Below are 25,792 nucleotides of genomic sequence, written 5' to 3'. Positions count from 1 at the left end.
TATAAAAAACAAGAGATTTGATAAAATTTATTTATTTTTTTTTCTCCGTCGTTTTTTTCTTAAGAGCCTTGATAAGGCGGGTTACCGATGCAGAAATAATTAAACCTACGGATATCGCTATTGCGATAAAAGCGGCTTGAACGCCCTCGCTCACTCCTTTTTCCAATTTGTCGGTAACAAAAAAAAGCATGGTCTTATAAACCTTAAATCCGGGAACTAAAGGAATCGTGCCTATAACTATAAAACATGTAACCGGTGTTTTTTGGAGTACCGCAAATAAATCTGCCAGGAGGCCTACGGCCAATGCTCCTGCCAAGGTTGCAAATATATAATTTATGCCGATGCTCTGAAAAAATATGAGGATTGTCCAAGAGACACTTCCGCATAGAGCACTTAAATAGGTATTCCTTTTCGGAACCGAAAACAAAAAACAAAAACAAAAACTTGCGATAAATGATGCGATCGTATGTATGTAAAGCGGCATTATATTCCTCCCAAAAGAGAATAACTGAAAAGAACAGAACCTATACCGAAGGCTATTGCAACGGCTATGAGTACGGCCTCACTGGTACGGGCAATTCCGGAAACTAAGTCTCCCAAAATGAAATCCCGTATACCTGATGTAAAGGCTACCCCTGGTACAAGGGATAAAACGGCTCCAACTATTATCATGTCAAGATTTTTTACAAAGCCTATATGATAAAAAAGAATTGTTATTATACCGACAAAAAAGCCCGCTATAAAGTTTCCTAAAAATACCGTTTTGGAAAACTGCGTAATTCTATCATTTAAAAAAACGGCTGCAAAGGTGGCAATAAAAGTAACTATAAAATCATTTAATGTTCCGCCGAGCAAAACAGAAAAAAGACCGCAGCCTATTCCGGAGGTGGTTAATACAAGCCAATACGGATAATTTTTTTCTGCATCAATATTTTTTAAAATCTCAAGGGCTTCATTTTCAGAAATTTTACCTTGAGTAAAGTTTCTTGAAAATTCGTTGACCAAGGAAATTTTGTGTATATTGCTGCCTCTGACTTTTATGTTTTTAATATAAGTTGAGCCTTCCTTCTTGTCATTTCCTATTAATATTACTGTCGGAGTTATAAAAACGGCAAGACCGGTAATACCGTGTGAAGAGCATATTCTTAAAATAGTTTCTTCCGTTCTATGCATCTCTGCTCCGTTTTTTATTAGAAGCTCTCCTGCCGCCAAGGCTATTCTAAAAATTAATGCCGAGTTTTTTTCTTCTTCCATTATTTTCCTCATTTAATAATGATTTTAAATTCTAAAAAAGAATATAGCACAGGAGATTTAAAAAAACAAGTAATCCTTTTAATGGTTTTATTTTAGGGCAAAATAAATTAAAGGCGAGTACTTTATTCGTGCGGAGGCTTTAATACCCCGACGCTTGCGTCTGGGTAAGTTGATTCAATGAAGGTTTTATGATATAATTGTTTGTGTATGGATTATTATGTAGTTCAGGTAAGTACAGGCAAAGAAAAGAATTTTATTGAAGATGCGGAATTTAAAAATAAATTTGATGAGCTTTCTTATTCTATAGTTTTTCCTCAGAGGATTTTAAAGATAAGAAAGGCCGGTAAGGTAACGGAAAAACAGTTGCCTGTTTTTGCAGGATATTTGTTTATAGGTACTGATGAAATTTCCAAAGACTTGTATCAACATCTTAGAAAATGTAAGGGCTTTTATAGATTTTTACCTAATAATCAAGAACCGAAGTTTTTAGAAGGAAGGGATTTTGAAATTCTTAATCAATTTATTTCCTTCGGAGGCCTTGCAAAAATTTCACAAGTTGTATTTGATGAAAATGATAGAATAAAAGTTATCGAAGGACCTTTGAGCGGGCTTGAAGGTTATATTGTAAGAGTAAATAAGAGGAAGGGAAGAGCTACCGTTTGTCTGGATATGTGTCAAACAGCTTTTTCTATAGACTTAGGATTTGAAATACTAAATAAGGAAGAAAAAAGATGAATCGTCCTATTAAACAAAAAACTTCTATATATATAGTAGGCGCAGGTCTGGCCGGAACTATGATTGCACATGAAATTTCTGAAAAAAACATATTCGGTAAGGTTGCCGCATTCTTAGACGATGACCCCAAAAAAATCGGAACTAAGATTGACGGGATTCCGGTATTCGGGCCTATAAGTGAAACGGTTCATCTGATAAGGATAGATGCAGGGGATGAGGCTCTGATTGCAATTCCCAGCATGCGCTCCGAGCGTTTGCGTGAAATATATGAGCTTTTAAAATCGGCCGGTTTTTCAAAAATAAAACTTCTGCCCGCAATTTCGCAAATCATTGACGGTTCAGCCCATTTGGTACAAGCCCGCGAAATAGATCCGCAGGATTTACTTACCCGAACCCCCGTTACCATTTCTTTAAAAAAGAGTTTGGCTTATCTACGCGGAAAGCGAGTTCTAATTACCGGCGCCGGAGGTTCTATCGGAAGCGAACTCTGCCGGCAGCTTTTATCGGGCGGTGCCGAACGCCTCTATCTTTTCGGTCATGGAGAAAATTCCATTTACCAAATTTATAAAGAGCTTAAAATATTGCAGGCAGGCGGTGTCGGCGACAAGGCTACAATTGTTCCGGTTATAGGAGAGTTAAAAGACCGCGAGTACATGCGCTACATCATTAAGCAATTAAAATGCGATGCGGTTTTTCATACGGCAGCTTATAAACATGTTCCTTTGATGGAAGAAAATCCTGTTGCGGTTATCGAAAACAATGTTTTCGGAACAAAAAATCTTTTGGATGCCTGTATCGAATTCGGAGTAAAACGTTTTGTTTTAATTTCGACGGATAAGGCTGTTGAGCCTGTTTCGGTTTACGGTGTTTCAAAACTATTAAGCGAAAAATTGGTATTGCAGGCTGCCGAAACCGTAAAAGAAAAAAAAGATTCGGCCTACATGTTTGTCCGCTTCGGAAATGTTTTAGGTTCGAGGGGGTCTATCTTTCCGCTTTTTGTAGAGCAGATACAAAACGGAGGCCCCGTAACCGTAACCGATAAAAAGATGATCCGCTTTTTTATGACGATTCCCGAGGCTTGTTCATTAGTATTGCAGACGGGAGGTGTCGGAAAATCGGGGGAGTCCTATCTTCTCGATATGGGAGAACCAGTCAATATTTATGAGACGGCGAAGCAGTTGATAAGCTACATGGGCTTTGAACCTGAGAAGGATATTAAGATAGAAATAATCGGCCCCAGAGAGGGGGAGCGTTTGGAAGAACCTCTTTGGGCATCAACCGAATATCTTGAAAAAACTGATTATGAAAAAATCATGCGTCTGTGTGATAAAAAAGAATTCGATTCTAAAAATTTAAACGAAATTTTAAATACCCTTTATCCGTTTTGTTTTTATAGTGAAGAACACAAAGACAACTTCCGTAACAAAGAAAAAATGCGCAAGGTTTTGGAAGAAAATAAATTATTAATTTATAAAAAGGAGTAATAAAAAGTGCATAATTTTTTGTTCATCTATGAGATAATAAAAATAAAATTTCGTCAAATGATCAAAAAAATTAATATGAAAAAATTAATAATCAGCCTTATAATATTTATTTTTGTTTCCGTGTTTGTTGTAATAGCTCTTAATGTATCGAAAAAAAATGATATAATATCGGGTTTTATTTCTGCCGAAAAAATGAAGGCCGACTATGAATATTTTTGGAATTTCATTTATAAGGGCTATCCATTTACCGAAGTATGTGAACGCAAAGGAGTTAATTTAGAACAAATAAAACAGACAGGATATAGATATTTAGCGGATCCCATGATGCAGTATGGATATTATTTTTTTTACAAAGATTTATGCAGAAAAATTACCGGAAATAGATATATAGGTCATCTTTACCCTTCAGATTATTTTGATTATGAAAAAATATTTAAAAATGATGCCGCTCAGACTTCATTAATTAATAAGCGGGGTTTGATAGATGTTTTTTATTTTCATATACATCAAGCAGAAGTTCTCAGTGAGAAAAATATCGGTAATTTTAGCAATAGAATTTCTCCATTAATAGGAACGCGCAAATATTCAAAGCCATTTATGCAGATTATTGAGACCGATTATATTGCATATATAGAAATTAAATCTTTTCTTACAACAGAAGTAGAAGAAAAACAAGAGTATCTAAAAACCTTGGAAGATTTTTTTATTGAAACTGCAAATTATAAGCACATAATAATAGATATACAAAATAATGGAGGCGGGCATTCTGACAACTATGAAGCAATAATATCTCCCAATATAAACAAAGATATAAATGTAATTTCTTACGGACTTTATAACGAAAATAAATATACGAATACTTATTTGGATATGTTTTTTAAAAATTATAAACCAGAAAAAATAAATCGGCATGAAGTTCCTTATATAGAAAATTGCAGTACTGTAAAAAACGATAAGGCCTATAGATTGGAAGAGATAATTCAAGCTCGTCCTATTAACGGATACAAGCCTTGTGAAGATAAAAAATTTTGGCTTCTTGTAGATAGCGGCGTATATTCTGAAGCCGATCGTTTTACTTATATCTGTAAAAAAATCGGCTTTGCAACAGTTGTCGGAACTAATACGGGAGGTTCCGGAACAAACGGTAAATCGCCTATGTACATCGTTCTTCCCAACAGCGGTTTATTGATAAAGTTTGATTTTATGTATGGTTTAACCGATGACGGTTATTGCACGGATGAGTTTGGTACTGCTCCCGATATTTATAATCTCCCCGGCAAAAGTGCCCTTGGAACTTGTTTGGAAACTATAAGAAAATTAGGGGAAAAGACAAATTAGGGGAGAGGACAAACTTTTGATGGAGCAAAAGTTTTTCTTCTCCCCTATAACCCCTCATCTTTTCAAAACGCCATTTAAGAGGGGAACATTTTTTAGCTCCCCTCTTAAAAATCTCCCCTAAGTTAGAGGTATGGATTGTCATTAAGACAAACCTACGGTTTTTCTTAATAATCTTTTCCCTTTGCGTTCGCTGCGGTTTATTAAAAATAAATAAAAACATATTTATAAACATTAGTTGACAAATAAATAAAGTATGCTATACTTTTTTATAGAAAATAATATTGAATTTATTTGCTTATAGGTCTATAAAAAAAGGTTTTATATGAATAAAAGAACATTATCTACACTCATCACAGTTTTAGTTCTTGCCGGAATTGCAGCTTGCGTTATCTTTATTTATTATATTCCATATCAAAAGGAATATGCTTTATATAAAGATACTTTTATGCCTAAACAGAAGATGCAAGATGATTTTGATTATGTTTGGGACTTCGTTGAAAACGGTTATCCTTTTAAAAATGTATGTATCAGAGCCGGAGCCGATTTACAAACTATTAAGGAAGAGTATTTGAATCGTCTTAACGAACCTAGAAATGAATATGAGTATTGTTTATTTTATCTCGGTATGTTTAATAGAATAACAGGCAATAGACAGATAGGGCATCTAAGCATTTATGACCCTAATCAAACAGATACTAAAACAAGAAAAGTTCAAAACACACGTATTTACGATACAGATGATGAAGTAAACCGTTTTTATGAAAAAGCTGTAATGAATATGGTTCAATCTCTAAAACAAGATAAGCTCGGAGGCTTAGAAAAAAAATATGGAGTCGAGATACCTGTAGATAAACGCAGCTTTGACGAGGCAAATGCCGCAATGCTTGAAAGCCGAATAATTGAAGATAAAGCAATAGCTTATCTCAATATAAAAAGTTTTTCACCCTATGGAGCTCATGATGCTTATATTCAAAATTTAACCGGTATATTAAAATCTTTTGAAGGATATAAACATCTTATTATAGATTTGCGTGAAAATTCAGGCGGTCATTCCTATCTATGGCGCAAGTACATAGTTGCTCCTCTTATTAAAGAGCCTATTGAATATTTTATTCCAATTGCTTATAACAGCAAAAATAAATTTTATAAAATACTTGAAGATAATTTTTTTGATAAGCCTTTCGGAACAAAGGACAATATAGATGATAGTGATTTTGCTAATTTAAATAAGGAAGATAGAAAAGAATTTGATTCATATATTGATTATGTCCGTACTATAAGGCCTTCTGAAGAAAGAATAAATTTCCAAGGCAGAGTATGGATATTGATAGGCCCTGACACTATTTCAGCTGGAGATCAGTTTGCATATTTTGCAAAATGTAAAAATGATGCCTATATAAATTTTGCTACAGTAGTCGGTGAAAACACTGGAGGTGAGGGTCTCAATCTTTTACCAAACCGCCTTTACTTAAAACTTCCTCAAAGTCATATGCTCATTCAAAGCGATATGGGCTACGGTTTTAATCCTGACGGTTCATGTAACAGTGAGACGGGAACATCTCCTCATATAAAAAATCTCCCCGATAAAGATGCTTTAGAGACTTGCTTGGCTGAAATACATTTAATTGAAAGTCAGCTAAAAAGGAATTGATAAATAAAAAAATTAGGGGAGAAGAAAAACTTTTGATGGAGCAAAAGTTTTTCTTCTTGACATATTGCAAAAGTATGGTACACTTAAAGTAAGGCCTTTTTAAAAGACTTGAGGTAATTCGTATTCCAATCAGTAAGGTAATATGATTCAACGAAAGGACTGCATGACTTTTATTAGTTATGTTAGTCCTTTTTATAAATATAAATAATATGATGACGAAGAAAAAATTACTAATTAAAATTATTAAATTTATTATTATCATTTCATTTATAATAGCAGCTATTATAGTGTCTAAAAATAATGATATGGTATTTGATACTCGATTATCACAAAATAATAAAGAGGCTGATTATAAATATTTTTGGGATTTTATTTATAACGGTTATCCTTTTAAAGAGGTTTGTGAACGAGTTGGTGCAAATTTAAAAATGATACAGGAAGAAAACTATAAAAAACTATCAAATTTAAGTACTGAAAGAGAGTATTATGATTTTTATAAAAATTTATGTACAGAAATAACATCTGGTAAGAATATAGGTCATCTTTTAGTAATGAGTTATGATTCTTACATTCGAGAGTTTGAGCAAAATACTGAAAAATTGCGTAAATACCGCCTTATTATAAATAGTTTTTATAAAAGATTGGGAGCAACGCAAGATGAAAAAGATTTTTTTAAACTAAGACCTTCTTATATTTCTTATAAAATAGTTGAACCCGAAAAAATAGTGTATCTTAAAATAGATTCATTTTATACGCTAGATCGGCAGCACTATAAGCAATATGCTATAGATATATGGAATTTTCTTAGAAATACAGCCAGCTATAAACATATAATAATTGATATCCGTGATAACGGCGGAGGATATTTAGATAACTACACTATTATCATTCAACCGAATACAGGCGGAAAGAATTTAAAAATTAAACAATATGTTTTATATAATGATAATAAATATACAAAACTCCATATAGAGGATATATTTAAAACAACTTACATAAAATTAATATCTAAAAAAAATATTAAAGGAGTAAAAAATTGCGGTACTTTGAGAAATGATAAAGCTTTTGTTTTTGAAAATATAATCATATATTGTCCGTTAAATTATTATAAACCGTGTAAAGATAAAAAGTTTTGGCTTCTTGTAAATGGAGGTTCTTTTTCTGCTTCAGATAGTTTTGCCTATATTTGTAAGCAAAGCGGATTTGCAACTATTATAGGTGAGAACACGGGAGGTTCAGGTTTGAATAGCCCTTTTATCGGACCTCAAAGAATGGTTCTGCCCAATAGCGGCTTGGTAATAAGATATGATTATGGATATGGGCTTAACGAAGATGGTACATCAAATGCCGAATTCGGTACCGCTCCCGATATTTATAATTTGCCTGGAAAAGATGCCTTAGAGACCTGCTTGGAAGAGATAAGAAAATTAGGGGAGAGGACAAACTTTTGATGGAGCAAAAGTTTTTCTTCTCCCCTATAACCCCTCATCTTTTCAAAACGCCATTTAAGAGGGGAACATTTTTTAGCTCCCCCTCTTAAAAATCTCCCCTAAGTTAGAGGTATGGATTGTCATTAAGACAAACCTGCGGTTTTTCTTAATAATCTTTTCCCTTTGCGAAGTTGAGCGTTAGCTCAACGCTTGGCGTTCACTGCGGTTTATTTCGATCGGTGTTTAATTTAACCGCAAGAAATTCGTCTTATTGCATAATTATTAAAATTTTAGTATACTTTATTGTTGATTTTATACGGCAAAGGACTAAAATGTATGCAAGATGTTCAGGCTAAAAAAACAATTCCTTTTTTTACTCCTTCCTTTTCTGAAGAAGAAGAAAAAGCTTTGATGAGGGTACTCCGCTCCGGATGGCTTACTACGGGAAAGGAAACCCTTGAGTTTGAAAAAGAATTTGCTTCCTTTACGGGAAGTAAGACAGCCCTTGCCGTCAACTCGGCTTCAAGCGGGCTCATGCTTGCAATGGATGCCTGCGGTATAAAGAGCGGAACCAAAATCTTGACAAGTCCATATACCTTTATTTCGACTGCAACCTCTGCCCTGCACTTAGGCGGCGATGTAGTTTATGCCGATATCGAAAAAGATTCTTACAGTATAGACCCCGAAAAAATCGAAACTATATTAAAAAAAGATAAGAGTGTAAAGGCCATTGTTCCGATTCATATTGCGGGAAATGTTTGTAATATGAAGGCGATAAATGACCTTGCAAAAAAATATTCCGTTGCCGTGATAGAAGATGCGGCTCATGCTTTTCCTTCAAAGACTAAAGAAGGTTATGCCGGAACTCTCGGTACCTGCGGCGTTTTTTCTTTTTATGCAACAAAGACGATTACGACAGGCGAGGGCGGAATGATTTGTACCAACGATGAAAAAATCGCAGAGCGTGTAAAACTTATGCGTTCCCACGGTATAAACCGCACAATCTGGGACAGGTACACCGACACAAAGGCTTCATGGAAGTACGATGTTACGGCTGAGGGCTGGAAATGTAACCTACCCGATATTCTTTCTGCAATAGGAAGGGTGCAGCTTAAAAAGGCTAAAACTTTTTTTGAGCAGCGTAAAAAAATTGCCCAAAAATATAATGCAGCATTTGCAGGGAACGATTCTTTTATTCTTCCTCCCGATGGAGAAGGAAATGCTTGGCATCTTTATATTTTACGGCTTAACCTTGAAGCTTTAAAAATAGGAAGAGACGAGTTTGGTCAAGCCTTACAAGAAAAAGGTTTGGGTATTTCGATGCACTTTATACCTCATTTTGAAATGTCTTATATAAAAGAAAGATACGGTTTAAATAGTTCCGATTTTCCGGAATCGAATAAAAAATATTTGCAAAGTTTGAGTTTGCCCTTTTATCCTTCAATGAGTGAAGACGATTCCGATTATGTTATCGAAACGGTAATTAAACTTGCAAAATTGAATAGGCGTTAATTTATGGATAAAACTTTTGTTTCAGATTTGGAATTTGAAAATCAGGAATGGGCATGTCTTATACGTTCTTCTGATGTAGATGCTAAAATTATAGATATAGAAATTCCCGATTTGCCTGAAGGCTTTTCTTTTTTTTCTGCAAAGGATATTGTGGGAAAAAATTCAATAGGTTTTTTAAAAACAGAAGTGCCTGTTTTTGCCGATGAAAAAATAGAATATGCAGGCCAAGCTGTAGGGATTTTGACGGGTCCCGATAAAAAAAAGCTTTTAGAGCTTTCAAGCCTTTTTCAAATCAAAACCCAGTATCTTTCACGCCCCAAAGCTCAATTTACTTTTGAAGAAGAAGAAAAAAATTATTTTGACTATCCTATAGTCTCTCGGGAAAGTTTAAGTTCGGGAAACGCTGAAGAGGTTTTTGAAAAAAGTTCACAAGTAGTTTATTCTACTTTTTCTTTTAAGCAAAGATATCATTATCATGCGGAAACAGCTTGCGTTAAAACAAATTGGGTTGATGACAGACTTGAAATTCATCTTGCAACTCAATGGCCCTATCAGGTTTTAACTTCTGTTTGTAATGTTTTGGATGTACCTAAAGAAAAGATAAATGTAGTTTCACATGCAGAAGCCGAATCCCTTGACGGAAGAATTTGGTTTCCTGCTCTACTTGCTGCACAAGTTTCTGTCGCATCTTTTTTGACAAAAAAAAATATAGTAATTGAATTTTCACGTCAAGAAGATTTTTTATATACAATAAAGACTCCCATTGTTATGATTCAACATAAAACATCCGTTTCCGAATTGGGAAAAATTACGGCTATGGATGTTTCGATAATTGTGGACGCCGGTTCATTTAATCCCTTTATAACTCAGATGCTTAAGCAAATGGTGGTAACTGCTGCCGGTATTTATCATTTGCCTGTTTATATGATTAGTGCTGTTGCAATAAAGACTGAAAAAGGTTTGACGGGCTTATTTTCAGGTTGGGGCGACTCTTATGTAAGCTCTGCGCTGGAAAAACATATAAGCGAAATAGTAGAGCAACTGGATTTATGTCCGATTCAATTTAGACTTCAAAATAATTTGAAAGTAGGTCAAAAAACAATTACGGGAATAAAAAAAGAAGAAGATTTTGTTTTTGAAAATATCTTAAAGGCTGTTTGTAACACCAGCGATTTTTATAGAAAATTTTATGCTTATAGGTTAATGAATAAGGGACGTAAAAATCGTTATGACGGAAACTGGAGAGGTATAGGAGTTTCCGTAGGTTGTCAATATAACGGTTTACATATTCTTGTAAAATCGGGAATGAATTATAGTGCAGAAATAACTTTAACGAAAGACGATAAGGTATTGGTTAAGGCAGAACCTACCTCGGAGGGATTAAAGCGTATTTTAAAAAAACAGATTGCAAAAGAATTGGAAGTTGAAGACAACCAAATTATTTTTTTAGGCACTTCAACCGATGAGATGATTCCTACCGGTGCTGCAACTGCTTCTTGCGGTATAAGTATCTTACCCGACCTTATTGAAAAATGCTGTACGGGAATAAAAAATCAAAGATTTAGAAAACCTCTTCCAATTACCGTAAGTAAAACCTACAAACTGCCGCGTTCTAAAGATTGGGATAACGAAACTTTAATGGGCAATCCTTTTATTTCTGAAACTCCCGGTGCCTGTGTTATTGAGCTTGAACTTGATCCTAGTACCTATCAAATTATTGTAAGGGGTATTTGGTTTGCTTGTGATCCCGGAAAAATATATTCAAAAAAAATGGTACATAGAAATATTCATAAGACAATTGCAAATGCAGTTTCAAATATTTCCGTAGAAGACATTAGAGAAAATAATTTGCTCCCTTCCAATTATAAAATAATTGCAACAGGAGCTATTCCTCCCATAAGAGATTTTGTTTTAGACAGCGAATTAAAAACTCGAGGTTTGGGAGAGTTAGCCGAGAGCCTTGTACCTGCAGCGTATATTTCTGCACTGAACCAAATTATGATTAACCACAAGCGTATTGATTTTTTACCTGTTTTTACTGAAGATATTTTTAATGCCGTTACAAAAAGTGAGGCTGTAGATGAAGATTAGTTTTAATTTAAATAAAACCGCAGTTCAGATTGATGCTCCTGCAAATGAAAGACTTTTATCGGTGCTAAGAAGAGAGTTTAATCTTTTAAGCTTAAAAAGTTCATGCTTAAGCGGTCAGTGCGGGTCGTGTACTGTTTTAATGAACGATAAACCCGTACCTGCATGTTTTATTCCCGTTTTTAATGTTGAAGGAAAAAATATAATAACCTTGGAGTATTTTAAAACAACCGAAGAATATAAAATAATTGCAGCAGGCTTTGATCAAGCCGGTGTTGAAATGTGCGGCTTTTGCGATGCAGGAAAAATATTTTTTACATATGCAATTTTAAATTCCAATATAGATATTGATGCTCCTGATGCCGAAGACAGTATAAGAAAATATTATTCGAGTACAATGTGCCGGTGTACAAGCTTTGAAGATTTATTTTCGGCTATTGAAAAAATAAGTAAAAATCAACGGAGAAAATAGAACTTATGACTGAATTAACTAAAAATAGCATTGTCTATAGAGCTCGCTACATGCAGGAAATGCAGACTATTTTAAAAAATATTTCAAATATAAAACCTATTGCCGGCGCAACAGGTTTTTTAAATCATCAGACTGATGAGATGATCTATTTACCTGAACATATTTTGGATTTAAATTTTTTACCTGAATTAAAAGTTATTTCAAAAACCGAGCGTTATTTCGAATTCGGTGCTGCCGTTACATTAAATGAAATTTTGGATTTGGGTAAAAAAAATATTCCTCCTTCCTTATATTATTCTATCGAAAAGATAGCAAACAATGCCATACGCTCTCTTGCAACAATAGGCGGCAACATAGCAACGGCGAATCCGCTTTCAGGCACTTTTTTGCCGATGCTCGCCCTTGATGCAAAGTTGGAAATCAGAACTGCTGAAAATATTGAATGGGTGCCGTTTGCAAAATACATTGATAAAAGCTATGCCGAAAAGAGAGAAGAAAAGTTTATTATCAGCCGAATTAGAATTCCCAACGAGACATGGACAAAAAGTTTTTATACAAGGCTGGGCACTCCGGGATATATAGGAAGTGATACGGCTTCATTTTTATTTTTAATTCTCATTCAAAAAAATATATTATCCGATATGAGATTGTTTTTTGCATCGGATGAACTTATAAGAAATAAGGAATTTGATAACTTGCTTTTAGGAAGAACTCTGCCTCTTTCTCAATCTGATGTTCCGGTGATTATGCAAAAAGCAAAACAGATTTTTACTCCTGAACAATTTTCTTCGGAGTTTCACAATTCTTGTTTTTATAATTTACTTGAGGATAATTTATACAACCTAACCTAAGACTTTTAAATATTATCTGCGGTATATTTTTCTATTTTATTTCCGGATTTGCAAGCTATTTCATATAAGCACATATCCATAACTATATTTTGAAGGCCCGTGCCTAAGGATCGTAACTCTAAATCCGTTTCCGATAAAAGAGCGATTATTTTTACGCACTGAACCTCATTCCATAGTTTTGCAGCTCTTTTGTATTGTGCTAATGCGGTTTTTCCCGAGAAACCGAAACGTTTCAAAGCAAAATCATCCAAGTATTCATTATCTCTATGTATTTTATGCCAGTCCTGTAAGCGTCTAAAGCAGTAGCTTAAGCCTGCAATAATCTGAACCGGCGAAGAATTTTTTGAAAGTATTATCTTTTGGCTTATGGACAAGGCTGTTTCAAGGCTTCCCATTGTTAAGGCATTAAAAAGGCTGAAGGGTGTTTCTTCTTTATTGTGTGCAAAAAGTTTTTCGATATTCTCTTGGTCTATATGTGAACCTTTTTGAAAATAGAGCACTAAATGAGAACAGGCCGTTTTTAAAGCATCGGTATTGTTTTCTACCAATTCCAAAAGCTCATCGACTGCCTCATCTTCAATCTCAATGCCCTCCCTAAAAAGAAATGAACGCACCCATTCTTGTTTTTTATTTTCAAAGAGCTCCCAAAATATTTTTTGCTGAGTTTTAGGAACGGTATCGCTTATTTTTTTTGCAATTGATGTTTCATCGGAAATTAAAATTAAAAAAGAATCGCTTGTATTTTCTTTTTTTGAAACCGATTGAATCCAGTCGGTAAGCAGGTCTATATCCTCTTTCTTTTTTATAAGCTCTGCGGATTTTAATATAAGAAGTTTTGCAGAAGAAAAAAGAGATGCGTTTTGCAGGAGAGAAATTATATCTCCCATGCCCGTATCTCCTGCATAGACGGTATGTGTTTCAATATCACCGTATTGTTTTGAAAGGGTTTTTAATACCGTGTCAACGGCTGTATTTCTTTCTCCGATTTCAGGACCCATAAAAAGCCAAACAGGACTCGTCAATTGTTTCTCCTTAAAAAAACATGTTTATGAATATAAGTATACAATAAATATAGAACTTTGTCAGCTGCTCTATTATTCGTCGACGATTCTGCTAAAGGCTAAGGCTATTGCCTTTGCTATAGCAATTGAAGCCGATCTCTGAGCTTCGCTTTCGGTAAAACCAGCACCCCTTTTGCTTATATTTTTTTTATAAAGAATTTCTTGTGTGTTCAGATTTTTTATTTCTATATCTGCATTAAGCCGCACTAAAAATCCATCGGCAGCTTTTGAAGCTTCATCAGTTTCTATCCTTGCATAAATAAAAAAATCTGTGGACTGGTTTTCGTTTTTTGCGAATATGGTTTTAAAATTCATATCTTTTAAAATATCGGAGATTTTTTCTCCAACGATTGAGTTTTTACTGTCAGTTTGTTCGATAAAAAGTGAAACGGTTCCTTTTTGTTCTTTTCCCTTTTTTATTTTATTTTCCGGTTTTTTAAATTCAAAATTTATCACCTGTTTAAAAATAATTTGCTGAAGCTCCTTAACGGCTTCTTGATATTCATCAAAATCTTTAGAGCCGAGTATTTGTTTTATTTCGGAAATATCCAACTCTATTCTTATGCGGGCTTTGGGTTCAATTTTTTCATCATGTAAAATAAAATTTGCGGTTCCGTTTTGATCTGTTTCAATTCCTTCAATTATGATGGTGGTACTATTCTTTACCTTTGTTTTGTAGCTGACTAATAAGGGAACATTTTCTTCAGTTGTTCCGATGTTTATGGGAATTAAAGTTTCGTTTAAAGAATCTTCAAGGCTGTCTTCTTGCAAATTAAGCTTAATCTTTTTTAAACTTTCTTTTGCATTTGAAATATTTTGTTTAAATTTTATATCCCCGTTTTCTATGCCGGAACTCAATGCGGCAGAGGCAGCCTTAGCGTAATAAAGGGCTGCAGAATAATATTTTTTACTCTTAAAAAATTCATCAGCTTTTTTTTCGGGTTCGCTTACAGATAAAATTTTTTCTTCCGCAATTTTTAATAAGCGGTTTCTTTCTTTACGGAGTTCATTTTTATCGTATTCGGCCAAAAGATAAACGGTAAGGCTGTCTTTGCTTTTTTGGGTATAGCGGTTTTTGATTTTTAATTTTTCTATATTAGCAGCCGAAGACTGAGAAATTTCCGATTTTAATATTTTTTCAAGGCTTTCGACGGAGCCTAAGGCTATTGTTGTCGTTTCGGTTTTTATTGAAACTCCTAAATACCGTATTATTTCGTTTATAAGATTATTTTTTGCGTCCGCCTCTGCAAGGGTAAAATTTTTATTTGTTCCTGAGGCTGTAAAGTATTCGTAATTTGCATCGCTTGCCGGCACCTTTTCTATCCAAGCAGGTACCTGTTCTTCGGTTTTGTTTTTATAACTTGCACATGAGAATAAAGCTAAAGTTAAAATCGGTAAAAGTATTTTTTTTAATAGTTGTTTTTTCTGCATAGTCTTTGTGTTTATTTATAGATGATTTTTAAGCGATAAACGGAAGAAAGAAATTTTATAGCTTTTAATAAAGGCCTTTCTTTCTTCCGTATTTTTAAAAGATTTACAGACCTTCTGAAAGAGCTTCTTTTACTCTTTGACGTACAGTTCTCTCTTCTTCGGTCTTAGGCTTATCTTCATCTGCTCCGCTGATTGCGTTTTGGATGAGTTTATCCAATGTTTTTTTGGAGATGCTGTATAAAACTAAATAGGTATAGTCATCTCCATCAGGATTTCCATCGGCATCAAAGTATCTCATCTGAACCCAATAATCGGTTTCTTTTTTAAAGCCGGAAAGTTTTGTCGAGGTAATCGTTTTGACTATATCTTCAAGATAACCTTCAATCTTATCCTTATCGCCTGCAGCAGCAGCGGCTGCCTTGCTTTCTACTCTTACCTTAATCATTCTGGCCATTTCGGAAGGGACCGAAAAATCTCTTGTCCACAGCTCGGCTCCCTCCAAGCTCTTTGATCTGGGCGACTCAAATTTAAAAAGATAAACATCCTTACCCTTATAGTCATCAGTTTTTTCGATGACATTTGGTTCTTCTGCAACCCAGCCGGGAACAGGCTTATCCCATTTAAGGTTTTTGTGGTCGAGCATTTCAGGTTTTTTAACCTTGCTCGATACTGTTCCAAGCGGCTTTAATTTGTTTGCACAGCCTGCTAAGGCTATAACTGCGACTGCTGCAAGGAACATAATCTTAATTGCTTTTTTCATATCTTGCCTCCTAAAATAATGCAAATATATTTTTAAAATTGGGCGTAATCTACGTCCAATTTAAAAGCCCGATTTAAATGTTAAGGCCTTACCCCTTAGCATTACCAATTTTATATTTTCAAAACCCGGAACCGAATCTGCAATCTCGTAAATAGCGGCTTCGAGGTCATCAATAGTTCCGAAAAATGAAACTGCATATTTTGTTTGAGCTGAGGACTGATATAAAGTTTTTATATCATTGAGGTTTTGGCTTAAAGCTTTTCTAAAACGTGCCATGCTCTTGCTGTCAGGTGTTTCGTTTATGATAATCTCATATCTTATACCTCGTGAATAGGCTTTGGCTAAAAGAATCTTTGCCTGATCGACAGCCATGGGCAGGGCCTTGTTTACTGCGGATTGAATCGCGTTCGACTGGGCATCATAGCTGCTTACTCGGCTGAAAGTTTTTTGGCTTGTGTATGGAACAGAACCGAGTAACTCTCCTGTAGACGGATTGAATATTTTTAAGGTGATTTTTGCCGAGCCGTAATAACCGCTTGTTTCATAACCGCCTTCGGTTACCGCGTCAATTTCCATATATACATCTGCATTTAACTTTTGGGCTATTAACTGAATGGCCGACATTCCTTCATCGGTGCTTTCTTGGTAAATGAGGGCATTATCTTTTTTTAGCTTTTCGACCTCTTTTGAGTCTATTGCTCTATACCCCTGCTTTAAAAGAAAGGCATTTCCCGTTTCTACTGCGGCTTTAAGTAAAAATCTGTCGGCGTCTGATTCTTCGGCATCAAAAACCATGTAGGTCATATTTTCGATATAATTATTTAAAAATTGAAGATTTTTTTTGCCTTCGGCAGAAGCTTGGGCTTCTTTTAAAATAAGGTCTGCATCCTTAGGTTTTTGTGCAGCATTAAAACTTTCTTGAGTCTTGCCGTTTCCGAAAACTATATCATCCATAGTTTTATTGCTTGAATTTTTTTGATAAAAAATACCTGCTTTAGAAAGAGCTGATGAAACCTCATTCATTTTTACGGGGATTTTAATTTTAATTATGTATACTCCTCCGTTTTTTGATTTTTGTAGTACGTCCATTTTTTCGTTTACTACATACTTATTCGGATATTCGGTATTGTAAAGTTCTTCTTCAATTCGTTCATAGTTGTTTTTTTCGGCTTCTGAACCGATGATATCTATGACTCCTTGCCTGATCGCTCCAACTTTTGCCTTATTTATAGCCTGCAAAAAGGAAGAAGCCTCTCCCATTGAAGTATATTCTTTTGTTTCCTTATAAGCAGGCTTCTTTACGTCTAAGGCATCTTCAAGGCTTGCACAGGAAAAAAAGAAGAAAGATGCAGTTAAAAACAAAAAAAGTAAATTTTTTTTCATTGTATTTCTCCCATAAAAATTATAATTTTATTGTAAAGCCGATTCCGGCGATAAATCTTAGGATTCCTCCTATCCCGTTATAAAAGGTTGCTCCCGTTTTTACGCCCACGTCGCCTCCTATTTTAAAATTCTTTGTTACAAGAAAACTTGTATGTACAAAGGCTTTAAGCCCGGCTCCTGCAGGAATCGGAATACTTTTTTTAGAATCGGTTACAATCATTGTATAATAAAATTGAATTGTAGGCAAGATTTGTAAACGCCTAAGATATGTATTTCCTATTTCTGCACCTCCGAATATGGTTATAGGTGCTCCTATAGAAAGGATTTTAGGACTTTGAGAGTCAAATGTCATCTCGACTCCGAAGCAGGGTCTAAAGCGGTAAAACCCTCTTGTTCCCGAAACATTAATGCCGAATGTTCCGCCTCCGTCATATAAACCTCTTTCGGCAAAGAAAAGGCCGAACTCACCCAGGGCATAGGCCCTGTATTCGAAAGGCCCGTGAGGGACCTCTTTAATAGCATCCCCTAAATTTAATGGCTTTTTCGAATAAAGTATTAATCCTTTCGAAAAATCACTTTCCGTTTCGGTAACAACAATTAAGCCTATTTCTCTTCTTCCGTCTTCACTTAAAACAACATATTCATCTCCAAGTTTTACGCCCATTTTTTTACCGAGTTCAAAGTGAACGGTTCCTTTTTCTGCCTTGATTATGCCTGTTTTTATGGTAAATGCTTCGATCTTACGCAGCTCAAGATCTAATTTTTTCGATAGACTTTTAAGTGCCGTGTTGTATGCTTTCTCATAGGTTTTGTCAATAGAGCTTATTTTTATATCAATTTTTTCTCTTAAATCTTCTTTTGAAGAATATATGTAGAATTCCAAAGCAATTTCTACCCTATATCCGTCCGTTTCTCCCAAAAACAAATCATCATATCGTTCCATCGAAACTGAATAATCTGTAATTACAGGCATCACTACATAATAAGAATTGACTGTTTTTTCCCAGTCTGCTTTTGTAAAGGCTTCCAGGCCCATTAAAACGGATTCGGGCAGTTCTGTGTTTTCTTCTCGCGAGCGGTTTATAATCGCAATAAATATATCTACATCTGTTGAGGCAAGTCTGTATTCCAAGCCTATTATATTAAAACGTTCAAGGTTAAAAAAAACATTCATAACCGCTTCATCAATCATTTCAATGAAATCGTTTGAAATATGCCGGCCGTAATAGGAAGTTGCAAAGACGGCAATATCCTTTTTTTCGCTGACTTTTTGAGCATAAAAAGGCCTTGAGAAAAAAAATATGATTAAAATGACAAAAAAAAGTTTTTTATTCATTTCTTTTAAGGGGATTTTTGCCTTTCTCCTTAGTTTATTATTAGTATCTCATTGCTAATATATACGATTTATCGGGTCTTTTCAAGTGAAAGGAATTTGAATCTATCTAAGTTCTTCCATAGTTTAGATGTACATCTTGATTAAAATAGAAAAAATTGGTATATTAAACCAGAGATATTTAGGAGGACTTTATGTCAGAAAAATATGATTTGGTTATAATTGGAGGCGGTCCCGGCGGTATGGCCGCAGGAATTTATGCAGCCCGTTCAAAATTAAAGACGGTTATTCTTGAAGAAAAGCCCAATCAAGGCGGACAGTGCTATATCACTGAAGAAATCGAAAACTACCCCGGTTTCCCCGAATCTTCAGGTCCTGCTCTGACCGAAGCCTTTAAAAAACATGCAGAAAAATTCGGCGTTGAATTCAAAAGAGCAAGGGCCGAAAAAATCGAACTTGTTCCCAATTCACCTACCCGCATTGTTCACGGAAGTGACGGCGTAAAGTATGAATGCTTGGCTGTTGTTGTTGCAACAGGTGCAAGTGCCAGAGAGCTTGGCTGTAAGGGCGAAAAAGAACACTGGGGAAAGGGTGTTTCATACTGCGCAACATGCGACGGTGCCTTCTTTGAAGAGTGCGAAATCGTAGTTATCGGCGGCGGAGACTCTGCTGTTGAAGAAGCTATGTATCTTACAAAATTTGCCGACAAGGTAACTATCATTCACCGAAGGGATGAACTTAGAGCTGCAAAATCCATTCAGGAAAAAGCCTTTGCCAACCCCAAAATGGCCTTTAAATGGAATGCCGTTGTTGAAGAAGTTTGCGGAGACGGCCTTGTAGACAGCGTTATCTTAAAAGATACAAAAACAGGCGAAACCTCCAAATTCGATACCGAAGGCGTATTCGTATTTATCGGACACAATCCTCAAACCGCCTTTATTCAGGGCTTGGTTGATCTTGATGAAAACGGCTACATCCTCACAAACGGAAAGATGGAAACAAACGTACCCGGTATTTACGGCGTAGGCGACGTTATTCAAAAAGAATCACGTCAGGTTGTTACAGCTGCAGCCGACGGTGCTCTTGCCGGTATCTGGGCAGGCCACTACATCGACGATATCAAAGCCAAAATGGCTATGAAAAAATAAACCTATAGGAGATACGATAAACAGTTCGGCAGGAATTCTGCCTCACTGTTTATCTATCGAGTTTTGTACCAAAGGTACAAAACATCGCATTATTATATGCGGTTTGTAAACAAACCGCTTGAAAAAACTTTTTTCGGAAACTGAGGTTTCCTGCAAAAAGTTTTTATAGGAGAAAAAAATGATTGAATTGACAAAAGAAAATTTTGAACAAGAAGTTCATCAGTCAAAGGGCGTAACCTTTGTAGATTTTTGGTCGGACGGATGCGTTCCCTGTAAACAATTAATGCCGGATGTTCACGCAATGGCAGAACGCCATGCCGGAAAGGCAAAATTTTGCTCATTCAATATTGATGGTGCAAGACGCGTTGCCATGAAAGAGCAGGTTTTAGGTCTTCCTACAATGCTCATCTATATTGATGGAGTGCGAAAAGACGGCGTTACCGGAAGCGATTTGACAATTAATCAAATCGAAGATATGGTAAAAAAATACATCTAACGTAAGTGTTAATCTTTTAAGCCGGAAAAAAGACGATAAGTTTTCTTAACGGCTTTTTAAAGATACGGTTTAATAAACCGTGAGGCAGGTTATCCTGCCTTAAAAAATTTATCCTAGGAGGATGCTATGGTTGATTTGAAAACTAAAAAAGTCATCATCATTGGTGACAGAGACGGCGTTCCCGGGGAGGCTATTAAGCTCTGTGCAGAATCGGCAGGTGCTGAGGTTGTATATGCTGCAACCGAATGCTTTGTCTGAACAAGCGCAGGAGCAATGGACTTGGAAAACCAAAAGCGAGTCAAAGATTTAGCTGAAAAATACGGTCCTGAGAATGTAATTGTTCTTTTGGGCGGTGCAGAAGCCGAATCTTCAGGTTTAGCCTGCGAAACTGTTACAGTAGGCGACCCGACTTTTGCAGGTCCGTTGGCTGGAGTCTCGTTGGGACTCTTGTGCTATCACGTGGCAGAACCGGAAATTAAGAGCCAAATAGACCCTGCGGTCTATGAAGCGCAGGTAGGCATGATGGAAATGGTTATGGACGTCGATGCTATTATCGCGGAAGTTTCGGAATACCGAAATAAAGGCTGCAAATTCCTGTAATGCCTTTCGGAGCTTATGCGTTTTACACCGTAGGCTTCTTTCGTGTTAGTCGGCGGTGTGGTAATACAAGAATGACACCATTCCTTAAAATGGAGCATTTTTGTAGCTGCACCGCTTTTTTTGTTTTATAGGAGGTCAAGTGTGAAAAAGATATTTATATTTCTTTGTTTTTCTGTTTTGAATTTTTTGTGTTTTGCCGACTTGCGAGACTATGTTTGCATTGTAAGGCCTAACTACAAAGAAGATGTTGTTGATTGTGTGAACGAAGCTGCAGATACTTTAGAAGATATGGGCTATGCAGATTTTGCAGAAATATTTAAGCTAAGAGTTGAAAAAGATAACTCATTCGGATCCGGTTTTATTTATATCTTTAATGGAAAAAGTTATGTTGTTACAAACAATCATGTTTGTGCATATGCCGATTCTGTTTCTATAGAAATGATGGATGCGGATGGTAAAACCATAAAAAAAGTTGAAAACTGCAAGATTATTGCAAACAGTGCTGAGGATGACCTTGCTATTGCCGAAATTCCGGCAGATGCAGGGATAAAAAAAGGCTTAGGTCTTTATCAAGGTGCTTTGCGTGAAGGTATAGATGTATGGTCTGCAGGCTATCCCGGATTAGGCGGTAAACCATCATGGCAATTGGGAAAAGGAACATTAACCAATAAAAAAATCAAATTTGATGATCCGCTCTATCCGAAAGACAGCTTTTTTTTACAGCATTCGGCTCCGATAGATGCAGGAAATTCAGGCGGGCCTCTTTTGGTAACATCTAAAAATGGTGCAGAAGAATATGAAGTAATCGGTGTGAATAAAGCAAAAGCCCGCAAACGGGAAACTACAAACTTTGCAATACCTTTTTCTACGGTAAATTCTTTTTTTAAATTGGGTTTTTCTAATTTAAATGCTGCTGAAACCGAGAAAATGTTAAAAAAAGCTGAAGCCGTCTTTTTGGAGCAGGCTTCGTATCCCAAAGAAACACTTTCCGATGAAAAAGAAGTTGAAGATAGACTAAGGCGCATCTATACGCTTGCTTCTTTTATAAGTACTGACTATGCCAAAAAAAATGGACTGGATAAACTAAAGGATGCTCTTCTCAGGGGACCTTCCTATGTACGGGATGCTCTTATAGAAAGAATAATATTTTCTTTTCCTATCGATTCGTTAAAATTTGCGGTTGCATATAATCTTGAAAAAGATATAAATGATTATAAAACATTCTCTTCGGTAGAAAACATGTCTGATTCAAAAAATGCCGGAGGAAAATACATAGTATTTAAAAATAATAACGAAGATAAATTATATTCACTTTGGATAGTTGAAAATAAAAACTGGAGGATATCCGATTTTTCACTAAATAATGAACTTACCGATGAAAAAGTTGGTGAAGCTTCCAAAAATAAACAAGAAAAGAAGAAAAATAGAGAAAAAAAATCTGGAAACTCTTCAGCAATCCTTTTTGCATCGCCTTATAATAGTATGCCCTTTATTGAATATAATGGTATTTTCTCTCCTTATGGTTTATATTCCGGAGGCTCGATTGGGTCAATTTGGAATTATAGGTTTTTTGGTTTTGGCGTTATGCTAAATATAAATCAACGCCATAAATTTCCTAATAAGCGGTCAAAATTTAAAGAGTCTGAATTTAAAGATTCCGGATTTTTTAGTTTCTTTGATTCGATTGCAGGTTCAGTTTTAGCGTTTATTGAACCGAATCTTCCTATCTCTGTAAATAATAAGGTTACTATAATGCCTTATTTACAAACAGGAGTTGGATTGGGAACTCCGATGTTTAGCTCTGATTTTATTGGTCTTCATGTAAAAATCTCTCCGGGTATAAGATTTGTTTTTGATATTAATGGTAAAAAACTTATGATTGGGGCTGCTTATGCCGGAAGATATGCAAAATTTAACAAAGATAGAATGTTTTTACACGGATTTGGTGTAAGTATTGGATATTCATTTTAAATTTTACGGAGGTATTTATGATAAAATTTAAACTAAACAAAAAATATATTTTTTTGTTGTTATCTTTATCCTTGGTTCTCTTTTCTTCATGCTCCAGTATCGGCGGCTATGTTAATGGAAAGACGTTGAACAAAAAAGAATTCGGACCGCCTGAAACTCATACATTGATGTTCGGTCATATGGATGTTGAAGATGCTCCATTGCATTTACCGGTTAATAATACCGCTAAAGATTATCAGGAGTACATTCAGATGAATCCTGAAAAAGAGCCGTTAATCTTTTTACCTATTTATTTTCAAGGTTCGGTTATGTCCTTTTATCCGATGGAGCCCGGAGTAAATTTGAGACTTATGTTTTCAAGATATTCTATAATGAGGTTTTATGGAAATTATACCCACACAACAGTCTATCAGTTTTGGCCGTTTTTAGGCTGGCCCGAATCAAGTACTCTGTGGTTTTCATGTAAAAAGCCGGGGCTGCAATACATAGGTTCTTATATCCGCACAAAATCGGGATATAAAAAAGATATGGAAAAGGATTCTGCTAAAAATGAACTTTCTGCTTTAGAGGGTATTAAAGCATATTACAAAGGTACTTCTTGGGAAACCGTTATAGAGAAAAGAATTGAGGAGCTTCAAAATGAAAAAAGCAATTAGTATAATATTTATTTTTTTGTTGAGTTGTGCTGCTTTTGCACAAAATTATTCCAAACCAGGAAGAAATGAGGTTGTTTTGGTTTTTTCGGTGGAGATTAGACCTTCGGTTAACAGAGAGTTTTTTAAGGAGTATCTGAGTATTCCCTCAATGCCCATGTCTGATTTAATAATCAATGAGACCGGCAGACCTGTCAGCAATGATCCTGGTGATTCAATATCCTTATATTGTGAAGGAGACGATAAGCTTGATAAACCTACTGCTGTATCGGATGTTGAGGAAATTATTTCAATAAAAGTTCCCGTTCCCAGGTCCGGTGAGATAGTTTTAACTTTTTGCACATATAACTTTTTTAAGGGAACTGCTTTTAGGTTCTTTTTACCTTTTGCTGTAAAAATAAAAGTACAGCCTGATTTTAAGTATTATTATTTGGGGCACTTGGAGTACAAGAGGAAGGGCGGTATGGAGTATGAAATTGTTGATGTAAAAAAACATGATAACTATGATGTAGTAGTACCCATAATAAAAAAACGGTACGGTGAAAATGCGGAACTCGTTCGAGCTGCCATGACCTCTATTGATAAAAAATAATTTTTAATTAAAAAAGCTGCACTGTGTTTTACCCTCAGTGCAGCTTTTTTTGCTCTTATTTTTTCTTTAACCTTACTTTCGGTTCGCTTGCGATGCCGAATTTGGGGAAGATTCTGTCGATACCGAACAGGGTAAATAATAGAATGGTTATGACCGAGATATGGGCCATAAAGTTATACTTTATTATCTGGGTCTGACTGAATTGGTAAAGAGGATAGACTGTGCCTGCAATTCCTATAAAAAAGCTTAAATAAACATGCCAAGGAATCAGCTGGGATCCGAAGATGCCTAGGGCTGAGGAGAAGGTTGCGTTTCTCAATTTTAAAGAATAAAGGTCTTTTTCATCGCCTTCTACATTTTCTTCCGTGATGTCTCTGATAATCGGGCCGACGGTAACTATTTGCGCCATCTCGTCGGCAAGGGCTGCGTTTCCTAATAAAGAGATAATACCGTTCCAGAACATCAGCTGTCTTACATTTCGGGAAAGTTTTACGGCAAGGTTTGATAGAGGCCTAAAGGCATCCATCTTCGACATGATTCCGCCGAAGGCTGCGACCCACATCATCATTATGATAACCCACGAGCCGGCACCGACAAAGCCGTTATACACTATGTCAAAAAAGGCAAGAAGGCCTGAAACCGTTCCTGCAAAGCGGCCTAAGATAAAGCATGAAACTATACCTGCTCCAAGGCAAAGGAGGGTAGAGTAGCCTTTTAAGGCAATCCCTATGACCAGAATGAGCGGAATTACCATGTAAACGGGGACTCCGTGCTGTACCTGATTGAGAAGGTCAACTGCGACCGGTTTTTCTTCAGCTAATTTTGTCCAAACTTCTTGGGGAATGGCTTCGATGGCTTTTTGCGGACTTACGGCATCTCCCGGGAGGCTTAAGCCTGCAATTAAAAATAAGCCTCCGGCTATAATCAAACACACCAGAGACCAAAGCCCCTGATTTTTCATACGGTGAGTAACTTCAACCCTGTGAATGCCTGAGCTTACGACCGTTGTGTCCGAGATAAGACCGAGGTTATCGCCGAAGCATGAGCCGCCTGCAATAGCTGCAATGCTTAAAACCAAGTTTCCGTTTAAAATATGGGTCATCCACAAGAAGATAGGAGCACAGGCTGCAAAGGTTCCCCATGAGGTTCCCGTAGCAACCGACAATACGGAGGAAACCAAAAAGGCAACAAGGGCTACTGTTCTGGCGGAAATGCCTATGTTTAGGCTTAAAGTTATAATCGAGGCTCCGACTCCTGTAGACATAAAGGCATCGGCCATCGCATAGGCAAACATAAGGATAAAAAATACCAGCTGCATTTCCTTAACATTGTCTACGGCAGAGTTTAAAATATCGTTGAATTTGAATTTTTCGGTTATCATAGCGACTATGGAAGCATAGATTACGGCTATAGGGGCTATGATTAAAATGTCCAGCTTAAATCCCAAGGCATTTGAAAAAGATTCTATGTTTGAAATCATCATCAAACCTGCAAGTAATAAGACCGGAGAGAGCTTAAAAAAAGCGCGCATAAAGTCTCCTTTTATGTA

General features: G+C 35.9%; 23 protein-coding genes. 15 read left to right on the top strand and 8 right to left on the bottom strand.

Annotated features, from left to right (window positions below):
* Nucleotides 1-31 precede the first annotated feature (31 nt).
* Both HYB91_RS09305 and HYB91_RS09300 read right to left on the bottom strand, forming a co-directional pair.
* Entirely contained in the window at nt 32-484 is a 453-nt protein-coding gene (locus tag HYB91_RS09305) for a threonine/serine exporter family protein (RefSeq protein ID WP_002677098.1), read from the bottom strand.
* Entirely contained in the window at nt 484-1,254 is a 771-nt protein-coding gene (locus HYB91_RS09300; protein WP_002672268.1) for a threonine/serine exporter family protein, read from the bottom strand. Before HYB91_RS09300 ends, HYB91_RS09305 begins: the two co-directional genes overlap by 1 nt.
* Before the next feature lie 207 nt (nt 1,255-1,461).
* Here HYB91_RS09300 and loaP point away from each other — a divergent pair, with 207 nt between their 5' ends.
* The 9 genes from loaP (at nt 1,462) to HYB91_RS09255 (ending at nt 12,815) form a co-directional block, all read left to right on the top strand.
* Nucleotides 1,462-1,989 (top strand): antiterminator LoaP, encoded by a 528-nt coding sequence (loaP, locus tag HYB91_RS09295; RefSeq protein WP_002672265.1) that lies wholly within the window; start codon nt 1,462-1,464, stop codon nt 1,987-1,989.
* Entirely contained in the window at nt 1,986-3,473 is a 1,488-nt protein-coding gene (locus HYB91_RS09290) for a polysaccharide biosynthesis protein (RefSeq protein WP_002677103.1), read from the top strand. Before loaP ends, HYB91_RS09290 begins: the two co-directional genes overlap by 4 nt.
* 6 nt (nt 3,474-3,479) lie before the next feature.
* On the top strand, nt 3,480-4,811 hold the full coding sequence (locus HYB91_RS09285) for a S41 family peptidase (RefSeq protein WP_002677105.1): 1,332 nt from the start codon (nt 3,480-3,482) through the stop codon (nt 4,809-4,811).
* A gap of 322 nt (nt 4,812-5,133) precedes the next feature.
* Nucleotides 5,134-6,462, top strand: coding sequence for a S41 family peptidase (locus HYB91_RS09280; RefSeq protein WP_002677107.1), 1,329 nt, complete (start codon nt 5,134-5,136; stop codon nt 6,460-6,462).
* A 209-nt stretch (nt 6,463-6,671) separates the two neighbouring features.
* Nucleotides 6,672-7,913, top strand: coding sequence for a S41 family peptidase (locus tag HYB91_RS09275; protein WP_252508187.1), 1,242 nt, complete (start codon nt 6,672-6,674; stop codon nt 7,911-7,913).
* 315 nt (nt 7,914-8,228) lie between these two features.
* A complete protein-coding gene (locus tag HYB91_RS09270; protein WP_002677110.1) occupies nt 8,229-9,404 on the top strand; it encodes a DegT/DnrJ/EryC1/StrS family aminotransferase in 1,176 nt (391 codons plus the stop codon).
* Between the two features lie 3 nt (nt 9,405-9,407).
* Nucleotides 9,408-11,495 carry a xanthine dehydrogenase family protein molybdopterin-binding subunit gene (locus HYB91_RS09265; protein WP_002677111.1) on the top strand — a complete coding sequence of 696 codons (2,088 nt, stop codon included), beginning with the start codon at nt 9,408-9,410 and terminating at the stop codon, nt 11,493-11,495.
* Nucleotides 11,485-11,964 (top strand): (2Fe-2S)-binding protein, encoded by a 480-nt coding sequence (locus tag HYB91_RS09260; RefSeq protein WP_002669971.1) that lies wholly within the window; start codon nt 11,485-11,487, stop codon nt 11,962-11,964. The genes HYB91_RS09265 and HYB91_RS09260 overlap by 11 nt, the downstream gene beginning before the upstream one ends.
* Before the next feature lie 5 nt (nt 11,965-11,969).
* Nucleotides 11,970-12,815 (top strand): FAD binding domain-containing protein, encoded by an 846-nt coding sequence (locus HYB91_RS09255; RefSeq protein WP_002677112.1) that lies wholly within the window; start codon nt 11,970-11,972, stop codon nt 12,813-12,815.
* 5 nt (nt 12,816-12,820) lie between these two features.
* Here the strand turns inward: HYB91_RS09255 and holA are convergent, their stop codons facing one another.
* From holA to HYB91_RS09230, 5 genes are all read right to left on the bottom strand, one after another.
* A complete protein-coding gene (gene holA, locus HYB91_RS09250) occupies nt 12,821-13,837 on the bottom strand; it encodes a DNA polymerase III subunit delta (RefSeq protein ID WP_002677113.1) in 1,017 nt (338 codons plus the stop codon).
* Nucleotides 13,838-13,909: 72 nt separating this feature from the next.
* Nucleotides 13,910-15,307 (bottom strand): hypothetical protein, encoded by a 1,398-nt coding sequence (locus tag HYB91_RS09245; protein ID WP_002677114.1) that lies wholly within the window; start codon nt 15,305-15,307, stop codon nt 13,910-13,912.
* A 103-nt stretch (nt 15,308-15,410) separates the two neighbouring features.
* Nucleotides 15,411-16,067, bottom strand: coding sequence for a hypothetical protein (locus tag HYB91_RS09240; protein WP_002677115.1), 657 nt, complete (start codon nt 16,065-16,067; stop codon nt 15,411-15,413).
* A gap of 60 nt (nt 16,068-16,127) precedes the next feature.
* Nucleotides 16,128-17,450 (bottom strand): aldehyde dehydrogenase family protein, encoded by a 1,323-nt coding sequence (locus tag HYB91_RS09235; RefSeq protein ID WP_253719485.1) that lies wholly within the window; start codon nt 17,448-17,450, stop codon nt 16,128-16,130.
* 19 nt (nt 17,451-17,469) lie between these two features.
* The gene (locus HYB91_RS09230; protein WP_253719484.1) at nt 17,470-18,786 is read right to left on the bottom strand and encodes a hypothetical protein; all 1,317 of its coding nucleotides are present in this window, start codon (nt 18,784-18,786) and stop codon (nt 17,470-17,472) included.
* 191 nt (nt 18,787-18,977) lie between these two features.
* Here HYB91_RS09230 and trxB point away from each other — a divergent pair, with 191 nt between their 5' ends.
* The 6 genes from trxB (at nt 18,978) to HYB91_RS09200 (ending at nt 24,243) form a co-directional block, all read left to right on the top strand.
* Entirely contained in the window at nt 18,978-19,931 is a 954-nt protein-coding gene (gene trxB / locus HYB91_RS09225) for a thioredoxin-disulfide reductase (protein WP_253698944.1), read from the top strand.
* Nucleotides 19,932-20,109: 178 nt separating this feature from the next.
* Entirely contained in the window at nt 20,110-20,427 is a 318-nt protein-coding gene (locus HYB91_RS09220; protein WP_002669980.1) for a thioredoxin TrxA, read from the top strand.
* 126 nt (nt 20,428-20,553) lie between these two features.
* A complete protein-coding gene (gene grdA, locus HYB91_RS09215) occupies nt 20,554-21,027 on the top strand; it encodes a glycine/sarcosine/betaine reductase complex selenoprotein A (protein ID WP_080612538.1) in 474 nt (157 codons plus the stop codon).
* 141 nt (nt 21,028-21,168) lie between these two features.
* Entirely contained in the window at nt 21,169-22,998 is a 1,830-nt protein-coding gene (locus HYB91_RS09210) for a S1 family peptidase (protein ID WP_253719483.1), read from the top strand.
* Nucleotides 22,999-23,015: 17 nt separating this feature from the next.
* The gene (locus HYB91_RS09205) at nt 23,016-23,654 is read left to right on the top strand and encodes a hypothetical protein (protein ID WP_002672235.1); all 639 of its coding nucleotides are present in this window, start codon (nt 23,016-23,018) and stop codon (nt 23,652-23,654) included.
* A complete protein-coding gene (locus HYB91_RS09200) occupies nt 23,638-24,243 on the top strand; it encodes a hypothetical protein (RefSeq protein WP_002677123.1) in 606 nt (201 codons plus the stop codon). Before HYB91_RS09205 ends, HYB91_RS09200 begins: the two co-directional genes overlap by 17 nt.
* Nucleotides 24,244-24,298: 55 nt before the next feature.
* Here the strand turns inward: HYB91_RS09200 and HYB91_RS09195 are convergent, their stop codons facing one another.
* Complete coding sequence (locus HYB91_RS09195; protein ID WP_002669985.1) at nt 24,299-25,774, bottom strand: Na+/H+ antiporter NhaC family protein; 1,476 nt, start codon at nt 25,772-25,774, stop codon at nt 24,299-24,301.
* Nucleotides 25,775-25,792: the final 18 nt, after the last annotated feature.

It is taken from the genome of Treponema sp. B152 (assembly GCF_024181665.1).
Lineage (GTDB): Bacteria > Spirochaetota > Spirochaetia > Treponematales > Treponemataceae > Treponema_B > Treponema_B denticola.
The sequence above is the reverse complement of the archived record's forward strand: the minus strand, read 5'-3'. Positions and strand labels throughout refer to the sequence as shown.

Bases quoted from the DNA above. Each gene is read 5' to 3' on its own strand.
- loaP (WP_002672265.1), top strand. From the start codon at position 1,462: ATGGATTATTATGTAGTTCAGGTAAGTACAGGCAAAGAAAAGAATTTT.
- HYB91_RS09240 (WP_002677115.1), bottom strand. From the start codon at position 16,067: ATGAAAAAAGCAATTAAGATTATGTTCCTTGCAGCAGTCGCAGTTATA.
- HYB91_RS09270 (WP_002677110.1), top strand. From the start codon at position 8,229: ATGCAAGATGTTCAGGCTAAAAAAACAATTCCTTTTTTTACTCCTTCC.
- HYB91_RS09220 (WP_002669980.1), top strand. From the start codon at position 20,110: ATGATTGAATTGACAAAAGAAAATTTTGAACAAGAAGTTCATCAGTCA.
- HYB91_RS09235 (WP_253719485.1), bottom strand. From the start codon at position 17,450: ATGAAAAAAAATTTACTTTTTTTGTTTTTAACTGCATCTTTCTTCTTT.
- HYB91_RS09300 (WP_002672268.1), bottom strand. From the start codon at position 1,254: ATGGAAGAAGAAAAAAACTCGGCATTAATTTTTAGAATAGCCTTGGCG.
- HYB91_RS09305 (WP_002677098.1), bottom strand. From the start codon at position 484: ATGCCGCTTTACATACATACGATCGCATCATTTATCGCAAGTTTTTGT.
- trxB (WP_253698944.1), top strand. From the start codon at position 18,978: ATGTCAGAAAAATATGATTTGGTTATAATTGGAGGCGGTCCCGGCGGT.
- HYB91_RS09245 (WP_002677114.1), bottom strand. From the start codon at position 15,307: ATGCAGAAAAAACAACTATTAAAAAAAATACTTTTACCGATTTTAACT.
- HYB91_RS09255 (WP_002677112.1), top strand. From the start codon at position 11,970: ATGACTGAATTAACTAAAAATAGCATTGTCTATAGAGCTCGCTACATG.
- HYB91_RS09260 (WP_002669971.1), top strand. From the start codon at position 11,485: ATGAAGATTAGTTTTAATTTAAATAAAACCGCAGTTCAGATTGATGCT.
- HYB91_RS09265 (WP_002677111.1), top strand. From the start codon at position 9,408: ATGGATAAAACTTTTGTTTCAGATTTGGAATTTGAAAATCAGGAATGG.
- HYB91_RS09290 (WP_002677103.1), top strand. From the start codon at position 1,986: ATGAATCGTCCTATTAAACAAAAAACTTCTATATATATAGTAGGCGCA.
- HYB91_RS09205 (WP_002672235.1), top strand. From the start codon at position 23,016: ATGATAAAATTTAAACTAAACAAAAAATATATTTTTTTGTTGTTATCT.
- HYB91_RS09195 (WP_002669985.1), bottom strand. From the start codon at position 25,774: ATGCGCGCTTTTTTTAAGCTCTCTCCGGTCTTATTACTTGCAGGTTTG.
- HYB91_RS09200 (WP_002677123.1), top strand. From the start codon at position 23,638: ATGAAAAAAGCAATTAGTATAATATTTATTTTTTTGTTGAGTTGTGCT.
- HYB91_RS09280 (WP_002677107.1), top strand. From the start codon at position 5,134: ATGAATAAAAGAACATTATCTACACTCATCACAGTTTTAGTTCTTGCC.
- HYB91_RS09275 (WP_252508187.1), top strand. From the start codon at position 6,672: ATGATGACGAAGAAAAAATTACTAATTAAAATTATTAAATTTATTATT.
- HYB91_RS09230 (WP_253719484.1), bottom strand. From the start codon at position 18,786: ATGAATAAAAAACTTTTTTTTGTCATTTTAATCATATTTTTTTTCTCA.